The organism is Pseudomonas sp. RIT-To-2, assembly GCF_029623465.1.
In the GTDB taxonomy this organism is placed as follows: Bacteria; Pseudomonadota; Gammaproteobacteria; order Pseudomonadales; family Pseudomonadaceae; genus Aquipseudomonas; species Aquipseudomonas silvicola.
The window spans coordinates 21,646-40,168 of sequence record NZ_JAPYKM010000004.1 but is presented as its reverse complement, the minus strand read 5'-3'; the positions used below and the strand labels follow the sequence as shown (position 1 = coordinate 40,168).

General features: G+C 63.9%; 14 protein-coding genes and 1 pseudogene. 10 read left to right on the top strand and 5 right to left on the bottom strand.

The annotated features are described in order from the left end of the window. Window positions 1-3: 3 nt before the first annotated feature. The 4 genes from QBK88_RS04975 to QBK88_RS04960 all read right to left on the bottom strand — a co-directional run bounded on the left by QBK88_RS04975 (window position 4) and on the right by QBK88_RS04960 (window position 5,804). The gene (locus tag QBK88_RS04975) at window positions 4-3,579 is read right to left on the bottom strand and encodes a molybdopterin cofactor-binding domain-containing protein (protein ID WP_277961318.1); all 3,576 of its coding nucleotides are present in this window, start codon (window positions 3,577-3,579) and stop codon (window positions 4-6) included. A gap of 1 nt (window position 3,580) precedes the next feature. Then, a complete protein-coding gene (locus tag QBK88_RS04970; RefSeq protein ID WP_277961162.1) occupies window positions 3,581-4,090 on the bottom strand; it encodes a (2Fe-2S)-binding protein in 510 nt (169 codons plus the stop codon). Between the two features lie 133 nt (window positions 4,091-4,223). After that, window positions 4,224-4,664, bottom strand: a complete 441-nt coding sequence (locus QBK88_RS04965) for a MarR family winged helix-turn-helix transcriptional regulator (protein WP_268141550.1) — start codon at window positions 4,662-4,664, stop codon at window positions 4,224-4,226. Between the two features lie 87 nt (window positions 4,665-4,751). After that, window positions 4,752-5,804 (bottom strand): 2,5-dihydroxypyridine 5,6-dioxygenase, encoded by a 1,053-nt coding sequence (locus QBK88_RS04960; RefSeq protein WP_268141549.1) that lies wholly within the window; start codon window positions 5,802-5,804, stop codon window positions 4,752-4,754. 310 nt (window positions 5,805-6,114) lie between these two features. Here QBK88_RS04960 and QBK88_RS04955 point away from each other — a divergent pair, with 310 nt between their 5' ends. From QBK88_RS04955 to QBK88_RS04920, 8 genes and pseudogenes are all read left to right on the top strand, one after another. After that, entirely contained in the window at window positions 6,115-7,263 is a 1,149-nt protein-coding gene (locus tag QBK88_RS04955; RefSeq protein WP_277961161.1) for an FAD-dependent monooxygenase, read from the top strand. Then, a complete protein-coding gene (locus QBK88_RS04950) occupies window positions 7,260-8,069 on the top strand; it encodes an alpha/beta fold hydrolase (protein WP_277961160.1) in 810 nt (269 codons plus the stop codon). Before QBK88_RS04955 ends, QBK88_RS04950 begins: the two co-directional genes overlap by 4 nt. A gap of 13 nt (window positions 8,070-8,082) precedes the next feature. Then, window positions 8,083-8,835 (top strand): aspartate racemase/maleate isomerase family protein, encoded by a 753-nt coding sequence (locus QBK88_RS04945; protein WP_277961159.1) that lies wholly within the window; start codon window positions 8,083-8,085, stop codon window positions 8,833-8,835. Window positions 8,836-8,845: 10 nt separating this feature from the next. Beyond that, complete coding sequence (locus tag QBK88_RS04940; RefSeq protein WP_277961158.1) at window positions 8,846-9,472, top strand: N-carbamoylsarcosine amidohydrolase; 627 nt, start codon at window positions 8,846-8,848, stop codon at window positions 9,470-9,472. Between the two features lie 176 nt (window positions 9,473-9,648). Beyond that, on the top strand, window positions 9,649-10,956 hold the full coding sequence (locus QBK88_RS04935) for an MFS transporter (protein WP_277961157.1): 1,308 nt from the start codon (window positions 9,649-9,651) through the stop codon (window positions 10,954-10,956). A gap of 287 nt (window positions 10,957-11,243) precedes the next feature. Next, a pseudogene (locus tag QBK88_RS30790) lies at window positions 11,244-11,708 on the top strand (XdhC family protein); the annotation flags it as partial. A 488-nt stretch (window positions 11,709-12,196) separates the two neighbouring features. Beyond that, the gene (locus QBK88_RS04925) at window positions 12,197-13,633 is read left to right on the top strand and encodes a carbohydrate porin (RefSeq protein ID WP_277961155.1); all 1,437 of its coding nucleotides are present in this window, start codon (window positions 12,197-12,199) and stop codon (window positions 13,631-13,633) included. A 30-nt stretch (window positions 13,634-13,663) separates the two neighbouring features. Then, on the top strand, window positions 13,664-14,998 hold the full coding sequence (locus QBK88_RS04920; RefSeq protein WP_277961154.1) for a family 1 glycosylhydrolase: 1,335 nt from the start codon (window positions 13,664-13,666) through the stop codon (window positions 14,996-14,998). A 1,076-nt stretch (window positions 14,999-16,074) separates the two neighbouring features. Here QBK88_RS04920 and QBK88_RS04915 read toward each other — a convergent pair. Next, the gene (locus QBK88_RS04915; RefSeq protein ID WP_268141535.1) at window positions 16,075-16,782 is read right to left on the bottom strand and encodes a GntR family transcriptional regulator; all 708 of its coding nucleotides are present in this window, start codon (window positions 16,780-16,782) and stop codon (window positions 16,075-16,077) included. Window positions 16,783-16,892: 110 nt separating this feature from the next. Here QBK88_RS04915 and QBK88_RS04910 point away from each other — a divergent pair, with 110 nt between their 5' ends. Both QBK88_RS04910 and QBK88_RS04905 read left to right on the top strand, forming a co-directional pair. Beyond that, entirely contained in the window at window positions 16,893-17,318 is a 426-nt protein-coding gene (locus QBK88_RS04910) for a heme-binding protein (protein WP_277961153.1), read from the top strand. Window positions 17,319-17,473: 155 nt separating this feature from the next. Next, complete coding sequence (locus QBK88_RS04905; protein ID WP_277961152.1) at window positions 17,474-18,520, top strand: amidohydrolase family protein; 1,047 nt, start codon at window positions 17,474-17,476, stop codon at window positions 18,518-18,520. The last annotated feature ends 3 nt before the right edge of the window (window positions 18,521-18,523 follow it).

Sequence of the window (18,523 nt, the reverse complement as noted above, 5' to 3'; positions counted from 1 at the left end):
GCGTCAGTGGCTACCCGGGTTGGCGCGCAGCCAGCCGACCTGTTTGCTCAGCTCGGGCCACGCCGGTTCGCGCGGCGCGAACTCGGCGCGCAGATACGCAGCCAGGTCGGCGACCTGGGTATCGCTGAAACTGCCCTTGAAGGCCGGCATGTACCCCAGGTCGCTGGTTGCCGGGCTCTCGATGCCCTGCAAGATCACCTGAATCAGGTTGTTGGGCCGGTCGCTGTGCACGCTGGTGTTGGCGGCCATGTCAGGGCTGACACCAAACAGCACCGGGCCGCCGCTCGCCGCCGTGTGGCAACCCTGGCAGGCCCCCTCGAAGATCCGCTTTCCCGCCACCTTGTCAGGCATACGGGCACTCAGGGCGGCCTGCGGTGTTGGCTTGGCTTTGGCGGCGGATGGCTCGCCTGGCAGTGACAACAGGTAGTGGGCAATGGCCTGCAGGTCCGCCTGCGGCAAGGTGGCCAGCCCCGCTACCACCGGCCCCATGGGCCCGGCGGCAACGCCATGGCCGCTGGAAAAACCGCTGCGCAGGTAGTCCACCAATTGCTCCTCGCTCCAGGGCACCGCGGCGCTGGCCATGCCGGCCAGGGGCGGAGCTTCCCAGCCATCCACCACGGCGCCGGCCAGAAAAGCCCGCCCCCCCTGCTCTGCCCCCATCAGGTTGCGAGGTGAGTGGCAGGCCGCGCAATGGCCCAGGCCGTTGACCAGGTAGTTGCCGCGGTTCCACTGAGCGCTGCGCTCCGGTACGGGCTGAAACTCGCCCTGCTTGAGAAACAGGCTGTTCCACCCCGCCATCAGCGGTCGGACGTTGAACGGGAAGCTCATGCGGTTGGCAGGTGGGGTGCTGGCCACGGGTGCCTGGGACATCAGGTAGGCGTAAAGGGCCTGCATGTCGGCCTCGGTGGTCGAGCGAAACGCCGTGTAGGGAAACGCCGGGTAGAGATGCTTGCCATCGCGGCTGATGCCCTGGCGCATCGCCCGGTCAAAGGCGCTGAACGACCAGTTGCCGATGCCGGTAGCGGGGTCGGGGGTGATATTGCTGCTGTACAGGCGGCCAAAGGGTGTGTCCATGGCCAAGCCACCGGCGTTGGTGCTGCCGCCGGGCGCGGTGTGGCATACGGCGCAGTCGCCCGCCGCGGCCAGCAGCCGACCACGCTCCAGGGTGGCAGCGCTCCAGGTGTTGGCGCCCGGTGGCGCCACCCGAGCGATTTCCTGGCGCCAGGGCATGGCGGTGATGCCCAGCCCCAATGCCGCGCCCAGCAGCCCGGTCAGGCCGCCGAACAGCCATCTCCTGCGCTTGGGCTTTATCGGGGCCGCATAGGGCAAGCCGACCGGATCCACAGGCTCTTTGGCCTTGAGTGCTGCCAGAATGCGCTCCGGGGTGATCGGCAACTCGCGAAAGCGAATGCCCGTGGCGTCGTAGACGGCATTGGCGATGGCTGCCGCGCTGGGCACCGACGCCGACTCGCCGGCGCCCATGGGCGGCTCGTTCTGGCGGGGCATCATCATCACGTCGACCTTGGGCACCTCGGGGAAGGTCAGGATCGGGTACCCCCCCCACTCCTTGCTCGACACCCGCGACTCCTCGAACGTCACCCGCTCCTTGAGCACCCGGCTGGTGGACTGCATGACGTTGCCGTGGATCTGGTGCTGAACCCCCGCGGGGTTGATCATCATTCCGGCATCGTGGCCCACCACCACACGGGTGACGGCCACTTCGCCGGTGGCCTTGTCGATGGCCACATCAGCGACCCAGGCCGCCCACGCACCGCCGAAGCCGGGGAATTTACTGTGGATGTAGCGGGCATAGGCAAAGCCACGTCCGCGCAGCACACCGTCCTCGGAAGGCGTGGTACCTGGCTGGGTGCGCGGGGTCCAGGCCGCGCGCTGGGCGGTGGAGCGCACCAGCTCGGCGGCGCGTTCGTCCGGCAGGTAGCGCAGGCGATATTCCACCGGGTCGACGCCAGCGGCGCACGCCAGTTCGTCGATGTAGGACTCGTGGGCGAATACGTTTGGCAATGCCGATACACCGCGCAGCCACGAGGCCCGAACGATGGGGGCCATGTCGTTGATGCTGACACGCAGTTCGGGGTACTCATAGTGGGGAATGGAAGTGCGATCGCCCATTTCGTAGGTGACTGGCACCGGTTCGACCCGGCCAGTCAGCAGCAGCGCGAGGTTGGGCGCACCGTTGGATGGGTAGCTGGTGCGGAAATCGTAGACCGCCAGGTCCCCCGCCGCGTCGATGCCGCCGTCCACCTCCATCAGTTGCGCGGTACCCTTGGGTTCCCACACATGCTCCTGCTCACGGGTCAGTTGCACCCGCACCGGTTGGCCCACGGCGCGGGACAACAATAAGGCGTCGGCACACACATCATCGGCGCAGTTGCGACCGTAGCAGCCCGCGGCCTCCATGCGGATGATTTCAATCAGCGCCTCGTCGCACGCCAGCAGCCAGGCCAGGTCGGCGCGGAGCAGGTGCGGGTTTTGCGTCCCGGACCACAGGCGAATGCCCTCGGGCCGATAGTCCGCCACCGCGCATGAGGGCCCGATCGAAGCGTGCAATTGGTAGGGCCACAGGTAACGGCGGGTGAAACGCCGGTCGACGCTGGCCAGCGCCGCGTCGACCCCACCGGTGTCATGCACCACACGCTCGATGTGAGGGTTGTCGCGGATGGCCTGTTCCACATCACCCAGGTCGCGCACGTGGTGCCGCCAGGGTTTCCACTCTACTCGCAGCTGTCGGGCCGCCTTGACCGCCAGCTCTTCACGCTCGGCCACCACGCCGACAAAATCACCGATCACCACCACTTTGACGATGCCGGGCAGGTGGGCGATTGACGACTCATCGACGCGCACCAGGCTGGTACCCACGAAAGGTCCGGTGTCATGGCCATCGTAGGGCGGCCGTACCATGCGGCCATGGAGCATGCCTGGCACCCGCATGTCATGCACGAACGTCAGCTCGCCAGTGGCCTTGGCGGGAATATCCACCCGTGACGAACTCTGCCCCACCAGCTTGTAGTCTTCGATGGCTTTGAGCGGCGCCTCGCCGGAGATCACCAATTCGACGTGCTGGCCGCTGATCAACTGCGTGAAGGCCAGCGCCTGGTCGTTGGGGCCAAAAACGCAGCCGGCTTCGATACGCAGCGCGCTCTTCGGCGCCCCCATGCGCGCGGCTGCCGCATCCAGCAGCCAGCGCCGCGCCTCGGCGGCGGCATTGCGCAGCGGCACGGCGGAGATCTGCAGGGTGGCGCTGGCGATGGTCGCCCCCTGGTTCGGGGCGCGCGCAGTGTCACCCAGCACCATGCGCAGTTGGTCCATGCGCAGGTCCAGCTCCTCGGCGACGATCTGTGCCAGCGAGGTCTGGATGCCGGTGCCCAGGTCCACATGACCGTTGAATGCGTAGAACTCGCCGGTGTCGCACAGGGCGATGAACAGCCCGAGTTCCTTGGGCTTGAGCACCGGTTGCTGCCCCTTGGGCACCGGCCCGGAGGGCGGCTGGATTTCATTGACCACCAGCAGCACGCCTTCGCGTGCCAGCAGTTGCGCCTGGGTGGGGACGGGGGAAGTCAGGTCAGTCACGGCGTGGGCACTCCCGGCATAGCGTCACGGCGCGGTGCGCCGCCTTGAGGATTTCGAGGTGGGTGCCACAGCGGCACAGGTTGGCAGCCAGCGCGCGGCGAATCTGTTCGTCACTGGGCTCGGGGTTGCGGTCCAGCAGGGCCTTGGTGGTCATGATCATGCCGTTGAGGCAGTAACCGCATTGCGCGGCCTGCTCCTCGACAAAGGCCTGCTGCACCGGGTGCAGGTTGCCACGGGCACCCAGGCCTTCCAGCGTGGTGATGGTACGCCCCTGCATGCCTGCCCAGGGCAGTACACAGGAACGCCCGGCCTTGCCATCGACAATGATGGTACAGGCACCACACTCGCCCAGGCCGCAGCCGTACTTGGGGCCGTTCAACGCGAGGTCGTTGCGCAGCACCAGCAGCAGCGGTGTATCAGCCATGGCGGTACGCTGAATGGCCTGCCCGTTGACGGTGCACGAAACATTGACCAATGCGTCCGGTAGAGCGGCCTTGTCCATTGTGTTACCCACCCACTCATGAAGTACTTACTACATGAAAAGGCAAGAACGGTGCCAACTGACGAACTTCGACAGGCGGGAGTGCCCCACAAGCCAATTCCCACTCCTGCCAAGCCCCGCTACGGACGGGACACTAGGCTTGCTCGGGGTCGTCCATCATCTTGCGCAGCAGGAACATCATGGCCACGCGTTCACCGGCATTGAGGTTGCTGAGCGTCAGCTCGCTGATGGCCTGGGCGCAGGGAACGGTCTGCTCCACCGCGTGGCGCCCGGCGTCGGACAGGCTGACGATGACCTTGCGCTTGTCCTGGGCGTCGTGGCCCAGGACGATCAGGTCACGCGCCTTGAGGCGCTCGACGATGCCCCGAATGGTGGCCTGGTCCACGGCGGTCATTTTCACCAACTCACTCAACGAACTCGGCCCGTGGTCACGTACCGCGCAGAGTGTGATGAACTGCACGGCCGTCAATTGCGACTCGCCGACGTTCTGCTGGAAGATCGCCATGTGCCGCTGGTAGGCCTTGCGCAGCAAATGGCCGACCTGATCGGTGTAGGAGTAGTCTGAAGCGTTCATGCAGTACTGCCCGACAATGGGTGAAAAGGCGCCTACGATAACGCAAGCGGCCGCCGATGCGCACCGCCAGCCGCTTGCAGTGGGCCTTCAGCGGGCGATGGAAGCGGCAGGGGCAACCACGTCACCGGCCAGTACCACGGCCGTGTCATCCAGATAGACATCGCAATTGCGCAGCGCAATGTCCAGGTGGCAAGGCGTCTTGCGCTTGCCTCCCACCTCCGTGTTGGGCCCGGTGGAGAACAGGAAGTTGCCGTAGAACGCCCGCGCGTCCATGCACATGCCATCGTTCTTGTCGTGCAGGCCCATGGCCGTCCACTGGGCGCGCGGTTGCAGGCCCCAGCCGATGTGGGAAATGCCATACACCTCGGGGTCTTTGAAATAGGCCATGTACTCGCGCAGGTACTGGGCTTCGAAGCCGCCGTGGATGGCGGTGATGAAGCCCTTTTCGATCTCCAGCGTGATGCGCTCGCGGCAGTAGTTCTTGAACGGCAGCACGATGTCGCCGATATCCAGCACCAGCACGCCCTCGGCGCTGTCCTCGTCCGGCCAGGTGAACAGGAAACCGCTGGGCCAGTGGTCCCAACGCCCCGGCTCATCGGCGAAACCATACTCGGTCACCGCGGGGTATTGCCCCAGTGGCGCGCGAAAATCGCTGCCTGCCGCCGACCGCATGGTCATCGAGCGGGCGGCCTTGAGCAGTTGCTCCGCGGCCAGCACCCGGGCCTTGTCCGCTTCGCTGGGCAGCATGCGCGCCAGTACTTCCGGCGGTTCCACGGCCAGCAGGATGCGCGTGCCGGTCTTGAGGATCTGCTCCTGTTCCGGGGAGTGCAGCAGCATCATGGTGTCGACGATCAGGTCCGCTGCTTCCAGCGCCCGCTGAGCCGCCAGGTTGCCGGTCAGCGCGGTATCGCCGCAGTAGGCGGTCATGTCATTGCCCATCGCGACCGGCGCATTGAAGGCCGGCAACTCTACCGCGTAAACCTTGGCCCCCAACCGCTGCGCAGCTTCGGTAGCGGCCCTGACCGTTCGGGGGTTGGAGTAATGGCTCTTGAGCACCGCCACGCTCTGACTGGCGTCCACCCGCGAAAGCTTCAACACATGTTCAAACATCTGCACCAACTCACCGTCGCTGACTGCCATTGCATTTCTCCTCGTGCCAAACGCTGCACCATCGCGGCGCACGAGGCGTCAGGATGGTGCAAATTAATAACGTATACGCTACTTACTCTTCAATATGGATCTATTCCAGAAATGCTGCAAGCTATTCGATCGAGTGGGAATAGACGTAACAAAAACGGGATAAAGCCAGTGTTACCGCCCATGAATAGCTAGCAACCCCCCCATTCCACATTTTTGAAAAAGGCCCTTCCCAAGAAAATAAAAGAGTGCATACACTGTAATTACACGCCGACCCGTTTCCTGGCGATCGGCTTTCGAGGAGATGAGTGCTATGCCCGCGACACAACGAATTGCCATCATCGGCGCAGGCCTTGGCGGCGCAGCCGCTGCCACCTCACTGCAACAGGCCGGCTTCGAGGTGAACGTCTACGAACAGGCCCCTGCGTTCTCGCGGCTGGGCGCGGGCATCCACATGGGTCCCAACGTGATGAAGATCTTCCGGCGCATGGGCATCGAAAAGCAGCTGGAGGCGATGGGCTCGCACCCCGAGTTCTGGTTCAGCCGCGACGCCGGTGGCGACTACCTGTCGCGCATCCCGCTGGGCGACTTTGCTCGCAAGGAATACGACGCCGCTTACATCACCGTGCACCGCGGCGATTTGCACGCCTTGCAGATGTCGACCCTCACACCTGGCAGCGTGCATTTTTCCAAGCACCTGGCCGCCATCGAAGACACCGGTAGCGAGGTGCGCCTGCAATTTGCCGATGGCACCCACGCGCTCGCCGACATCGTCATCGGTGCCGATGGCATCAACTCCCGCGTCCGTGAGCACCTGCTGGGCGTTGAAGCACCGACCTACAGCGGTTGGGTGGGGCACCGCGCACTGATCAAGGCCAGCGCCCTGGCGAAGTACGATTTCAGCTTTGAAGACTGTGTCAAATGGTGGTCGGGCGACCGCCATTTGATGGTCTACTACACCACGGGCAAGCGCGACGAGTACTACTTCGTCAGCGGCGTCCCCCAGCCAGCGTGGGAAGGCGGCAATGCCAGCTTCATCCCCAGCTCCAAGGCCGAAATGTTCGACACCTTCAAGGGCTACCACCCTTCTGTGCAGGCGCTGATCGACAACGCCGAAGAGATCACGAAATGGCCGCTGCTCAACCGCCAACCGCTGCCGGTCTGGAGCAAAGGCCGCATGGTGTTGCTGGGTGATGCCTGCCACCCGATGAAGCCGCACATGGCCCAGGGCGCGGCCATGGCCATCGAAGACGGTGCCATGCTGGCGCGCTGCTTGCAGGAAACCGGCCTGAGTGACTACGGCACCGCCTTCCGCCTCTACGAAGCCAACCGCAAGGAACGTGCGTCGCGAGTGCAGGCAGTGTCCAATGCCAACACCTGGCTGCGCACCCAGGAAGACCCGGCCTGGGTGTTCGGCTATGACCTGTTCGCCCACCCGCTGAAGTCGGAAACCGCCGCATGAGTACTTTCCAGCACGGCGCCAACGTGCAGGCCAATGGCATCCGTCAACATTACCTGCGGTACGGTGGCAAGGGCCAACCACTGATCCTGGTACCTGGCATCACGAGCCCCGCCATCACCTGGGGTTTCGTCGCCGAACGTCTGGGCGAGCACTTCGACACCTATGTGCTGGACGTGCGCGGTCGCGGCCTGTCCTCGACCGGGCCAGGGTTGGCCTATGACACGGATACCTGCGCCGACGACGTGATTGCCTTCGCCAGCGCGCTGGGGCTGCAGGGCTATCATCTGATGGGCCACTCCATGGGCGCCCGTTTCGTTCTGCGCGCCGCATCCCGCCACCCCGGGGCAACCCACGGGCGCCTGGTATTGATCGACCCGCCGGTGTCCGGGCCGGGCCGCCGCGAATACCCCGGCAAGCTGCCCTGGTACGTGGACTCGATTCGCCAGGCGCGGCAAGGCATGAGCGCGCAGGACATGGCCGCGTTTTGCCCCTCCTGGACGCTGGAGCAGCGTGCGCTGCGTGCCGAATGGCTGCACACCTGCTTCGAGCCGGCCATCGTGCAGGCATACCAGGAATTTCACAGCGTGGACATTCACCAGGACTTCCCTGCCCTGCGCCAGCCTGCCCTGCTCATGGTGGCGGGGCGAGGCGGCGTCATCCTGCCCGAGGACGAAGCCGCGATCCACGCCTTGCACCCGGCCATCGAAATCAGCCATGCCCCCGAGGCCGGCCACATGATCCCCTGGGACGACTTCGACGGCTTTTTTGCCGCCTTGGGCAACTTCCTCGGCCATTCCTTCTGCTGACCTGGAGACTCTCATGAACCAGCTGTACCGCATCGGCCAGATTGTGCCGAGTTCCAACACCACCATGGAAACCGAGATACCGGCGATGCTCACTGCACGCCAGTTGATCCGCCCGCAGCGCTTCACCTTCCATTCGGCGCGGATGCGCATGAAGCACGTGAAGAAGGAAGAACTGGCGGCCATGGACGCCCAGTCCGACCGCTGCGCCCTGGAGCTGTCCGACGCCCGCGTCGACGTGCTGGGCTACGCCTGCCTGGTGGCGATCATGTCCATGGGCCGCGGCTACCACCGCGAGTCCCAGCAGCGCCTGGGCCAGGTGGTCCGAGACAACGACTCCCAGGCCAGCGTGATCACCAGCGCCGGCGCCCTGGTGGATGGCTTGAACGTGCTGGGTGCCAGGCGCATCGCCCTGGTCGCCCCCTACATGAAGCCACTGACCGAGCTGGTGGTGGACTACATCCAGCACGAAGGTATCGAGGTCAAGGTCTGGCATGCACTGGAAATCCCGGACAACCTCGACGTGGCACGACACGACCCCGCACGCCTGCCCGGCATCGTCGCCGGCCTGAACCTGGAAGGCGTGGACGTGATCGTGCTCTCGGCCTGCGTACAAATGCCGTCGCTGGGCGCAGTTGCCAAGGTCGAGGCGCAGACCGGAAAGCCGGTGCTGACCGCCGCCATCGCCACCACCTATGCCATGCTCAAGGCACTGGACCTGGAGCCGATAGTGCCCGGTGCCGGTGCCTTGCTGTCGGGCGCCTACTGAGGAACAGACCATGGTCAGTGCACAGGACAATTATCAGGGCGTGTGGGGCAACCGCATCGGCTTCGGCCAGCGCCCCGCCCTGCTGATGATCGACTTCATGCAAGGCTACATAACACAGGGCGCGCCCTTGTTCGCCCCGGGGGTGGTCAGTGCCGTGGCAGAGAGTGTGGCGCTGCTCGCCGCGGCCAGGCAAGCGGGCATCCCGGTGATCCACACCAACATCCGCTACCACCCCGGCCACTTCGCCGACGGCGGCATGTGGGTCAAGAAAGCGCCGGTCATGAAGGACATGGTTGAAGGCAACCCACTGGCCGCGTTTTGCCCCCAGGTATTGCCCCTGCCTGAAGAAGTGGTGTTGACCAAGCAATACGCCAGCAGTTTCTTTGGCACCGCGCTGGCACCGATGCTGCAGCCCCTGAACGTCGACACCCTGATCCTCGCAGGCTGCTCCACCAGCGGCTGCGTTCGAGCCACGGCAGTCGATGGCGTGCAGCATGGGTTTCGCACCATCGTTGTCCGCCAGTGCGTCGGTGACCGTCACCAGGCGCCCCACGACGCCAACCTGTTCGACATCGACAGCAAGTACGGCGACGTGGTGGACAAGCAGGAGGCGTTGGCTTATCTCGGTACCCGCTGAGAAAAACCACGGCCGAGCAGGGATGCTCATCGCTGGCACACACAGACCGCCCCGGTACAGAGGCGGCTGTACACATTATAAAAAAAGGCCGTCCTGAAGCCTCTCATTCCTGACTGCCCCCCCCAATGAACCGACTTGCGCCGCTGTGCTTTCGCGGCAGATCCAGGAGTTCCACCATGTCACTGAGCCAAGCTTCCGCCATGCCGATAGCCCCGGTCAGCAGCACCGCGCTCTACCGCAAGATCATCTGGCGCCTGATTCCATTCCTGTGTTTCTGTTATCTGGCCTCCTACCTGGACCGCATCAACGTCGGTTTCGCCAAACTGCAGATGCTCGACACCCTGCACATGAGCGAGACCGCCTATGGCCTGGGTGCCGGGCTGTTCTTCGTCGGCTATATCCTGTTTGAAGTGCCCAGCAACCTGGCCCTGGAAAAAGTCGGCGCGCGGCTATGGATCGCCCGCATCATGATCAGCTGGGGGCTGCTGTCCGGGCTGACCATGTTCGTCACCAGCGAGTGGCAGTTCTACACCCTGCGCTTCCTGCTTGGCGCCGCCGAAGCGGGGTTTCTGCCGGGGGTACTGTACTACCTCAGCCAGTGGTTCCCGTCCTACCGCCGCAGCCGCATCATCGCCCTGTTCATGATCGGCCTGCCGCTGTCCAGCCTGCTGGGCAGCCCCATTTCCGGTTGGATCATGGGCAACTTCGACAAGGTCGGCGGCCTGGCCAGCTGGCAGTGGCTGTTCCTGCTCGAAGCCGTCCCTACGGTGCTGCTGGGCTTTCTATGCGTGGTGGTGCTGCCCAACGGCATCAGCCAGGCAACGTGGCTGAGCGCTATTGAAAAGCTGGAACTCAAGCGCCTGCTGGACCAGGATGACAGCGAAAACAAGGGCGGCCAGTCCTTCCGTGATGGTTTCTTCGACATCAAGGTGTGGATGCTTGGCGGCATCGACTTCTCCATCCTGCTCAGCGCCTATGCGATGGGGTTCTGGCTGCCCACCTTCATCCGCAACGCCGGCGTGGCCGACCCGAGCCAGATCGGCCTGCTGGTCGCGATTCCCAGCCTGGCCGGGCTGATCGGCATGCTCGCCATCGGTGCCAGTTCCGACCGCCGCCGCGAGCGCCGCTGGCACATCGTGGTGCCGTTCATCATCGGCGCTGCCTCGATGTTCCTCAGCACCTTCTTCACCCACAACGTCGCCATCACGGTGCTGCTGTTCTCCCTGGCTTCACTGACCATCATTGGCGCGGTACCGGTGTTCTTCAGTCTGCCCGCCACCTTCCTCAAGGGGACCGCGGCAGCGACCGGTTTCGCCCTGGCGTGCTCGGTGGCCAACATCGCCGGCCTGGTCAGCAACTCGCTGATGGGCGCGGTGATGGACCACTTCCACAGCCCTCAGATCGCCCTGTGGATATTCGCCGGGTGCCTGTTGCTCAGCTCGCTGCTGGTGCTGGCCCTGCCGGCCAGAACCGTGAACCGCTGAGGCAACAGTTGATCCGCTACGGGGCCGGTGGCCATGACACCCCCGTGGCGTTGCCCTGTGGCGGCAGCCTGCTGGTGCTGGTCGAACACCTGGTGCCAACGGACCGTACGCTGCATGACCTGCACTTGATGCGCCGCGCCCTGTCAGGTGAGGGGGCCGTGGTGCGGCGAGTAGACGTGGTAGCACAGACCTGTGAGGTCGTGCAGCACCCGGGGATCGCCGCGAAGGTTATCCTGGATGACGCCCAATCAAAGGTCCAACTGCACGTAGGCCCGGCGCAAAAGCTGTTGATCGCCGGGCTGTCCCCCGTGGCCGAATTCTGCGCCCAGTTCGCCCTCAGCCTGGGGCTGGAGGTGGTCATCTGTGATCCTCGCGAAGAAGCATGGGCAGGGTTTAGCCTGACGGGCGTCACGTGCCGCAGGGAACTGCCAGCGGTGTACATCGAGGCGGGTGGCTGTCATGGGCAAACGGCGGTGGTCGTCCTGACCCACGATCCCAGGCTGGATGACCTGACCATGATGGAAGCCGTGCGCACACCGGCGTTCTATATCGGTGCGATGGGCTCGCAGCGCACCTCGCAGAAACGCCTGGAACGGCTGCAGCGCATTGGCCGTCTGTCGGACGAACAGCTGCGCCGTATTCGCGCCCCCATCGGCCTCAACCTGGGCAGCAAGACGCCGGCGCAAATTGCCCTGGCGGTGATGGCCGACATCCTGCGCGCCAGCAATGGCATCGACCGGGCCCATCTTTAGCCCTGCGGTGGGCATCACGCCCCCCCCCGCGTGCTCCCCGCTAAACCGCCTGACAGGGCGATTCCCCCGTTTACCCTGCTAAAGCATGTACAAATTACCGATACATCATTTTTAATATTTTATATTGCTTCGAATTTTGGTTCTGTATAGGATCCTTGACATCAACAATCATAAAAACAGATGCCATGACCACTACCCAGCTTGCCGCAGCGGTAGACGCTGCCCCCCACAGCTTGCCGTGCCTGCGCACATCGCCCGCGCGCGTCCCTGACCTGGAGCACGCCACCGGCCACCCCAACACGCAGGCGATACCCCCGCATTGCCTCAACGGCCCACGGTCATCTTCAAGTTGATACGTGCCACACGGGCCCGATACGCCCGGCCCTGATACCTGAGTCACCTCAAGCAATGCTGGAAGCGCCGCCTCCGCTGGCAGGGATTCGTGCGCCTTGTGAACAGAGCCACAACAATAATAAAAGAAGGTATCCATGAACAAATACGCCCCGTATTCACTGTTCGCTGTCTCGCTGTTGTGTGCCTCCCCCAGTTTCGCCGAACTGGCACAGCTTGAGCTCGCCAGCCTGGAATACCCCGGTGAACCCATTGGCCCGAGTGTCGGCATTCCAGACTCCTTCATTCCTGTGCTGACCCCGCCGCCATTGGAAAAGCAAGGCCAATGGCTGGACGACCACGGCATCAGCCCGCACCTGGGGTTGACCCAGTTCTACCTGGCCAACCCGGACGTGGGCACGGACACCGGCAACCACGAGTCACTGACGCTGTTCGATGTGGGCGTGGATTTCGATCTCGAGAAGATCATGGGCTGGCAAGGTACCCGCGTACATTTCAACGAGCTGTACGTGCCTTACCGCAACAACCTGGACTTCGGTGCACAAGCCGGGGACGTGCTGTCGAGCAAATCCAGCCCGTACATTCCACGGGTCAGCCACCTCACCTTGTTCACGCTGGAGCAGAAGCTGCTGCAGGACAAGCTGACCGTCGAAGGCGGCATCAGCAATGCCGGCAACTACTTCGCCCTGCCCCTGTGCAACGTGGGATTGGGCTGCACCACCCTACCGGACGCCGCCGGCGCGAACCCTGCCCCCTATGCCAACTGGGGCGCACGGATGAATTACCAGTTCACCCCTGCCTTGAGCGCGCAGGTCGGCACGTGGCGCGTCAATGACGCCTATCCGTTTACCGATGGCTGGGAGCGCGGGGCCGGCAGCTCGGGCGGCAACATGTCCACCACCTACCTGGCCAACGTGGCCTACCGTACGGACTTCTCCAACACGGCCTATCCCGAGTCCTATGAGTTGGTGGGCTTTCACAACACCCGCGACGGCAGTGACCCTTACTACACCGTGGCCGGTACGCCGCAGCTCACCGATTCCACCCACGCGGCCGCCACCACCAACGGCCTCAACGGCTTCTACCTGGGCCTGAAAAAGACCTTCTGGCGCGCCGATGGCGGTCAGTCCAACGACATGAGCCCCACCGCGCTCAGCGCCTATTTCGCTGGCAGCCACGTCTTCGAAGAAGACCTGCCCAATGGCATTCCCAACCAGGTCAGCACCGGCCTGATCCTGTCCGCGCCGTTCAAGTCCCGACCCTATGACACCTACTCGCTGAGCGCCCACTGGGTGCAGCTCAGTGACCACGAACAGAAGTACATCAACGCCGCGTTCCGCACCGCGGGCCAGGACTATTCAAGCCCGGGCGGCGAGTACGCCGTGGAACTGGACGCCAACCTGATCCTGACTCGCGGCGTGGTGGTCAGCCCCTACGTGATGTACACCTGGGACCCGGTCAACACGGTCAACCCTTTCAATGGCATCGCGCCGAAAAGCGGCATGTCCGCCGGTTTCCTGTTCCATGTCCAGCTGGAGAGTTTCCTGGGACTGGATTCGGGCCAGCATCGTTGAACCCCTTCGAATAAAAAGGAAGTGATGATCGTGAAAATCTCCTCTGCCCCCCTGACCCGGCGTGATGTGCTGTTGAGCGGCGCGACACTGGCCGTTGCGGCGAGCCTCCCTGGCCTGGGCTATGGCGCCAGCAAGAACCCCGCGTTTCCAAAAGGCTTTTTGTGGGGCGCGGCCTCCGCCGGGCACCAGATCGAAGGCAACAACAGCGACTCCGACATCTGGCTGCTGGAACACGTGACCCCCACGGTGTTCGCCGAGCGCTCCGGTGACGCCTGTGACAGCCTGTTCCGCTGGAACGAAGACGTGGACCTGGTCAAGGGTATCGGCCTGAACACCTACCGATTCTCCCTGGAGTGGGCGCGCATCGAGCCCACCGAAGGCCAGTTTTCAGTGGCCATGCTCGACCTGTACAAACGCATGATGGGCAGCTGCCTGGAACGCGGCATCACCCCCATGGTCACCTTCAACCACTTCACCACCCCACGCTGGTTCGCGGCACGCGGCGGCTGGGAGGCGGCCGGGGCGCCGGACCTGTTCGCACGGTTCTGCGAGCGCGCGGCCACCCACCTGGGCGCCCATCTGAGCCATGCCACCACCCTCAACGAGCCTAACATTCTGGCGGTTCTGGACTGGCTGCCGCTGCCCTTTCCACCTGCGTTCAAGGCCGTGGAGGCGCAGATGCTGCAGGCGGCGGCCAGGGCCACGGGCAGCGCCAATTATTCAGTGGCCAATTTTGGTCAATACCAGCCCAAGCTCAAGTTGATGCTGGAAGGCCACCTCAAAGGCTACCAGGCGATCAAATCGGTGGCGCCCCATGCGCTGGTGGGCGTGAGCCTGTCCATTACCGACGACCAGGCCGTAGGCCCGGACAGCAAACGCGACGCCAAGCGTGAAAGCGTGTACGGCCCCTGGATGGAAGCCGCCAAGACCAGTGATTTCATTGGTGTGCAGAACTACGGCCGCCAGCAGCTCGATGCCAAGGGCGCGATGCTGCCGCCCAAAGGCGCGGAGCTGACCGAAAGCGGCGAGGAATACTACCCGGCGTCGCTCGAAGGCGCCGTTCGCTATGCCCATGCGGCGACTGGCAAGCCGGTCATCGTCACCGAGAATGGCATCAGCACCTCCAACGATGCACGGCGCGCCGCCTACATCCCGCAAGCCTTGGCCGGCTTGCAACGGGCCATGCAGGATGGCGTGCCGGTGTTGGGCTATGTGCACTGGAGTCTGCTGGACAACTTCGAATGGCTGTTCGGCTACAAGCCCCGGTTCGGGCTGGTGGCGGTGGACCGCACGACGTTCAAGCGCGAAGTCAAAGGCAGCGCCCAGGTGTTGGGGGCCATTGCCCAGCGCAATGCACTGAGCTGAAACGGTGGGCGTAGCTTGCTAGCGAAAAAGGCAACGCGGTGTACCTGATAGACCTCGTTGTACCGTTCGCCAGCAAGCTGTGCTCCTACAGGCTGCGTTGGCCTGGGGAGGTGGGAGCATAGCTTGCTAGCGAAACAGCCAGCGCGGTATACCTGATGGACCGCGTTGCGCCCTTCGCCAGCAAGCTGTGCTCCTACAGCCTGCGTCGGCCTGGGGAGGTGGGAGCATAGCTTGCTAGCGAAACAGCCAGCGCGGTATCCCTGATGGACCGCGTTGTGCCCTTCGCCAGCAAGCTGTGCTCCTACAGCCTGCGTCGGCCTGGGGGGGTGGGAGCATAGCTTGCTAGCGAAACAGCCAGCGCGGTATACCTGACAGACCGCGTCGTACCGTTCGCCAGCAAGCTGTGCTCCCACAGGCTTGTGTCAGCCAGGGAGTGGGAGCTTAGCTTGCTAGCGAAAAACGCAACGCGGTGTACCTGATGGGCCGCGTCGCACCCTTCGCCAGCAAGCTGTGCTCCTACAGGCTGTGTCGGCCTGGTGGTGGGAGCGTAGCTTGCTAGCGAAAAAGGCAACGCGGTGTACCTGATAGACCTCGTTGTACCGTTCGCCAGCAAGCTGTGCTCCTACAGCCTGCGTTGGCCTGGGGGGGGGTGGGAGCATAGCTTGCTAGCGAAACAGCCAGCGCGGTATACCTGACAGACCGCGTCGTACCGTTCGCCAGCAAGCTGTGCTCCTACAGCCTGCGTCGGTCTGGGGGGGGTGGGAGCATAGCTTGCTAGCGAAACAGCCAGCGCGGTATACCTGACAGACCGCGTTGTGCCCTTCGCCAGCAAGCTGTGCTCCTACAGCCTGCGTCGGTCTGGGGGGGTGGGAGCATAGCTTGCTAGCGAAAAACACAACGCGGTATACCTGATGGACCGCGTTGTGCCGTTCGCCAGCAAGCTGTGCTCCCACAGGCTCGTGTCAGCCAGGGAGTGGGAGCGTAGCTTGCTAGCGAAAAACGCAACGCGGTATACCTGATGAACCGCGTTGTGCCCTTCGCCAGCAAGCTGTGCTCCTACAGGCGTGGGGGAAGCGCTAGCGGCCCTTGTTGAACATCGGCGAGTCGGATCGCACGATGCTGGCCGTGCGCTCGATATGCCCGCGCAACAACCCCACCGCCTCGTCCGCCCGCCCTTCAACCGCCGCTTCCATGATCTGCTGGTGCTCGGACTTCACATCACGCTTGGCCGTAAACGCCTGGGGCGCCGAAAGGGTACGGTAACGGTGGTGCTGGTCGGCCAGCTGCGCGCAGAACGCCAGCAGCCAGCGCGAACCACAGCCGCCGATCAGCGCGCGGTGAAACGCCCGGTGAGCGGGCTCCCAATCCGGGTTGTCCTCGAAGTGGTCCTGGGACAATGAGCGGGGCGTGCGCGCCAGGCGATGGTGGGCAATGACCACTTCTTCCTCCCACACCCTGTCCCTGCGAGCAATGGATTCGCGCAAGGCAATCTCCTCCAGCCAGCAGCGGGTCTTGGTGATTTCCAGCAGGTCCTGCTCGCTGACCTCCGCCACCACGAAACCGCGCAATTCACGCTTCTCTACCAGCCCGTCGGAGATCAGCCGGTTCAGCGCCTCGCGCAGTGGCGTGGCACTGGTGGCGTAACGCCCGGCCAAGGCATCGATCACCAACTTACTGCCCGGTTCCAGCTGACCGTTGAGCAGGTCAGCACGCAACTGGTCATACAGGTCGGTCGCGCGGGTAGAGGGGCGGTTGTCGATGCTGACAGCGGGGGTTCGAGCCATGGGTAGGGACACCAGAAAATATGAAAAACAAGCAGTCGGAGTTGCGATTGCGCGGCCAATCATATCAGATACAGCCACACCGTTCATTTAATATATAAAAAGGAACCGTCATGCCCACCCTCACTCTCGACCAGGCTCAAACCGCTCTGCACGGCGCCTTGCAGGCCGCACGCAGCCACCAGTTCCGGCCCATGGCCATCGTGGTGGTCGACACCGCAGGCACCGTTGTCGCCGCTGCCAGGGAAGACGGCGCAACGCCATTGCGCATGACCATCGCCACGGGCAAGGCCTGCGCCGCCATCGGCATGGGGGCCAATACTCGATTATTAGCAAAGAAAGCCGGTGAAATGCCAGCGTTCTTCGGCTCGATCGCCACGAGTTCTCAGCAGCCGTTCGTCCCGCAAACCGGCGCGATGCTCATGCTAGACGCCTCCGGCACCGTGGTAGGCGCCATCGGCGCGTCAGGCGGAACCGGTGACGAAGACGAACTGATCGTGACGGTGGGCATCGATGTTGCGGGGCTTGCAGCCCGCTGACCCGGCCAGGTAGTCGCGCCGATGGCCTTGCGCATCGGCGCGCTACTGGGCCCGCGAGTGTATGAAAAAACGATACGATATTTTTAATATTTTATATTGCCACTAAAATTCATTTTATATAGGATCAGCCCACACAATCATAAAAATACCCTGCCATGACCTTCCGCCTCGCTCCCGACCTGGGCATCGATATTCACGCCCATTTTGTCCCCGGCCAGTTTCCCGCCTGGGCCGGCCCGCATGTACCGGCCGGCTGGCCGTCCATGCTGCAAGCCCCCTCACACGATGGCCATTGCCACTGCCACGTGATGATCGATGGAAAACACTACCGTACCGTCTCCGACCAATGCTGGAGCCTGCCCCGCCGCCTGGCCGACCTGCCGGGCATGGGCCTGGGGCGCCAGGTCATCTCGCCGATGCCTGAATTGCTGAGCTACTGGATGCCGGTGCACCATGCGCAGCCACTGCTGCGCTACATCAACGAATCCATCGCCCAGCTGTGCGACGACAGTGGTGGTGCCCTGCTTGGCATGGCCGCCGTGCCGCTGCAGGACGTGGACGTGGCGATCGCCGAGCTGGAGTACGCGGTGCGGACACTGGGGCTGGTGGCTGTCGAACTGGGCAGCAACATCAATGGCCTGACCCTGGCCGACCCTGCTTTGCGCCCCTTCTTCAAGGCCTGCGTGGCGCTCGACGTGCCGGTGTTCGTGCACGCCCTCAAGCCGTGCGGCATGGACCGCCTCATTGGCCCCGCGCCGTTGCAGCAGGTACTGGCCTACCCCAGCGACGTGGGCCTGGCGGCTGCCGCCGTGATCACCGGCAACCTGTTGCACGACTGCCCCGGCCTGCGCCTGGCCTTCAGCCACGGTGGCGGCACCTTCGCCTCACTGCTGCCGCGCCTGGAACAGGGCTGGAAAACCTTTCCCGCGCTGCGCGACAGCATCGCCGTTTCCCCTGGCGAACAGGCCCGCCAGCTGTACTTCGACACCCTGGTGTTCGACGCCCCGACCCTGCGCCATCTGGTGGCCACGTTCGGCGCCAGCCAACTGCTGCTGGGCAGCGACTACCCCTTCAATTTCCACGAGCGCAAACCCGTGGCACGCCTGGCGGAGTGCGGCTTGACCGACGCCCAGGCCCAGGCCCTGCTGCACGGTAACGCCGAACGATTTTTCGCACTCTCGACTCACACAGGCAGGGGTTGATCT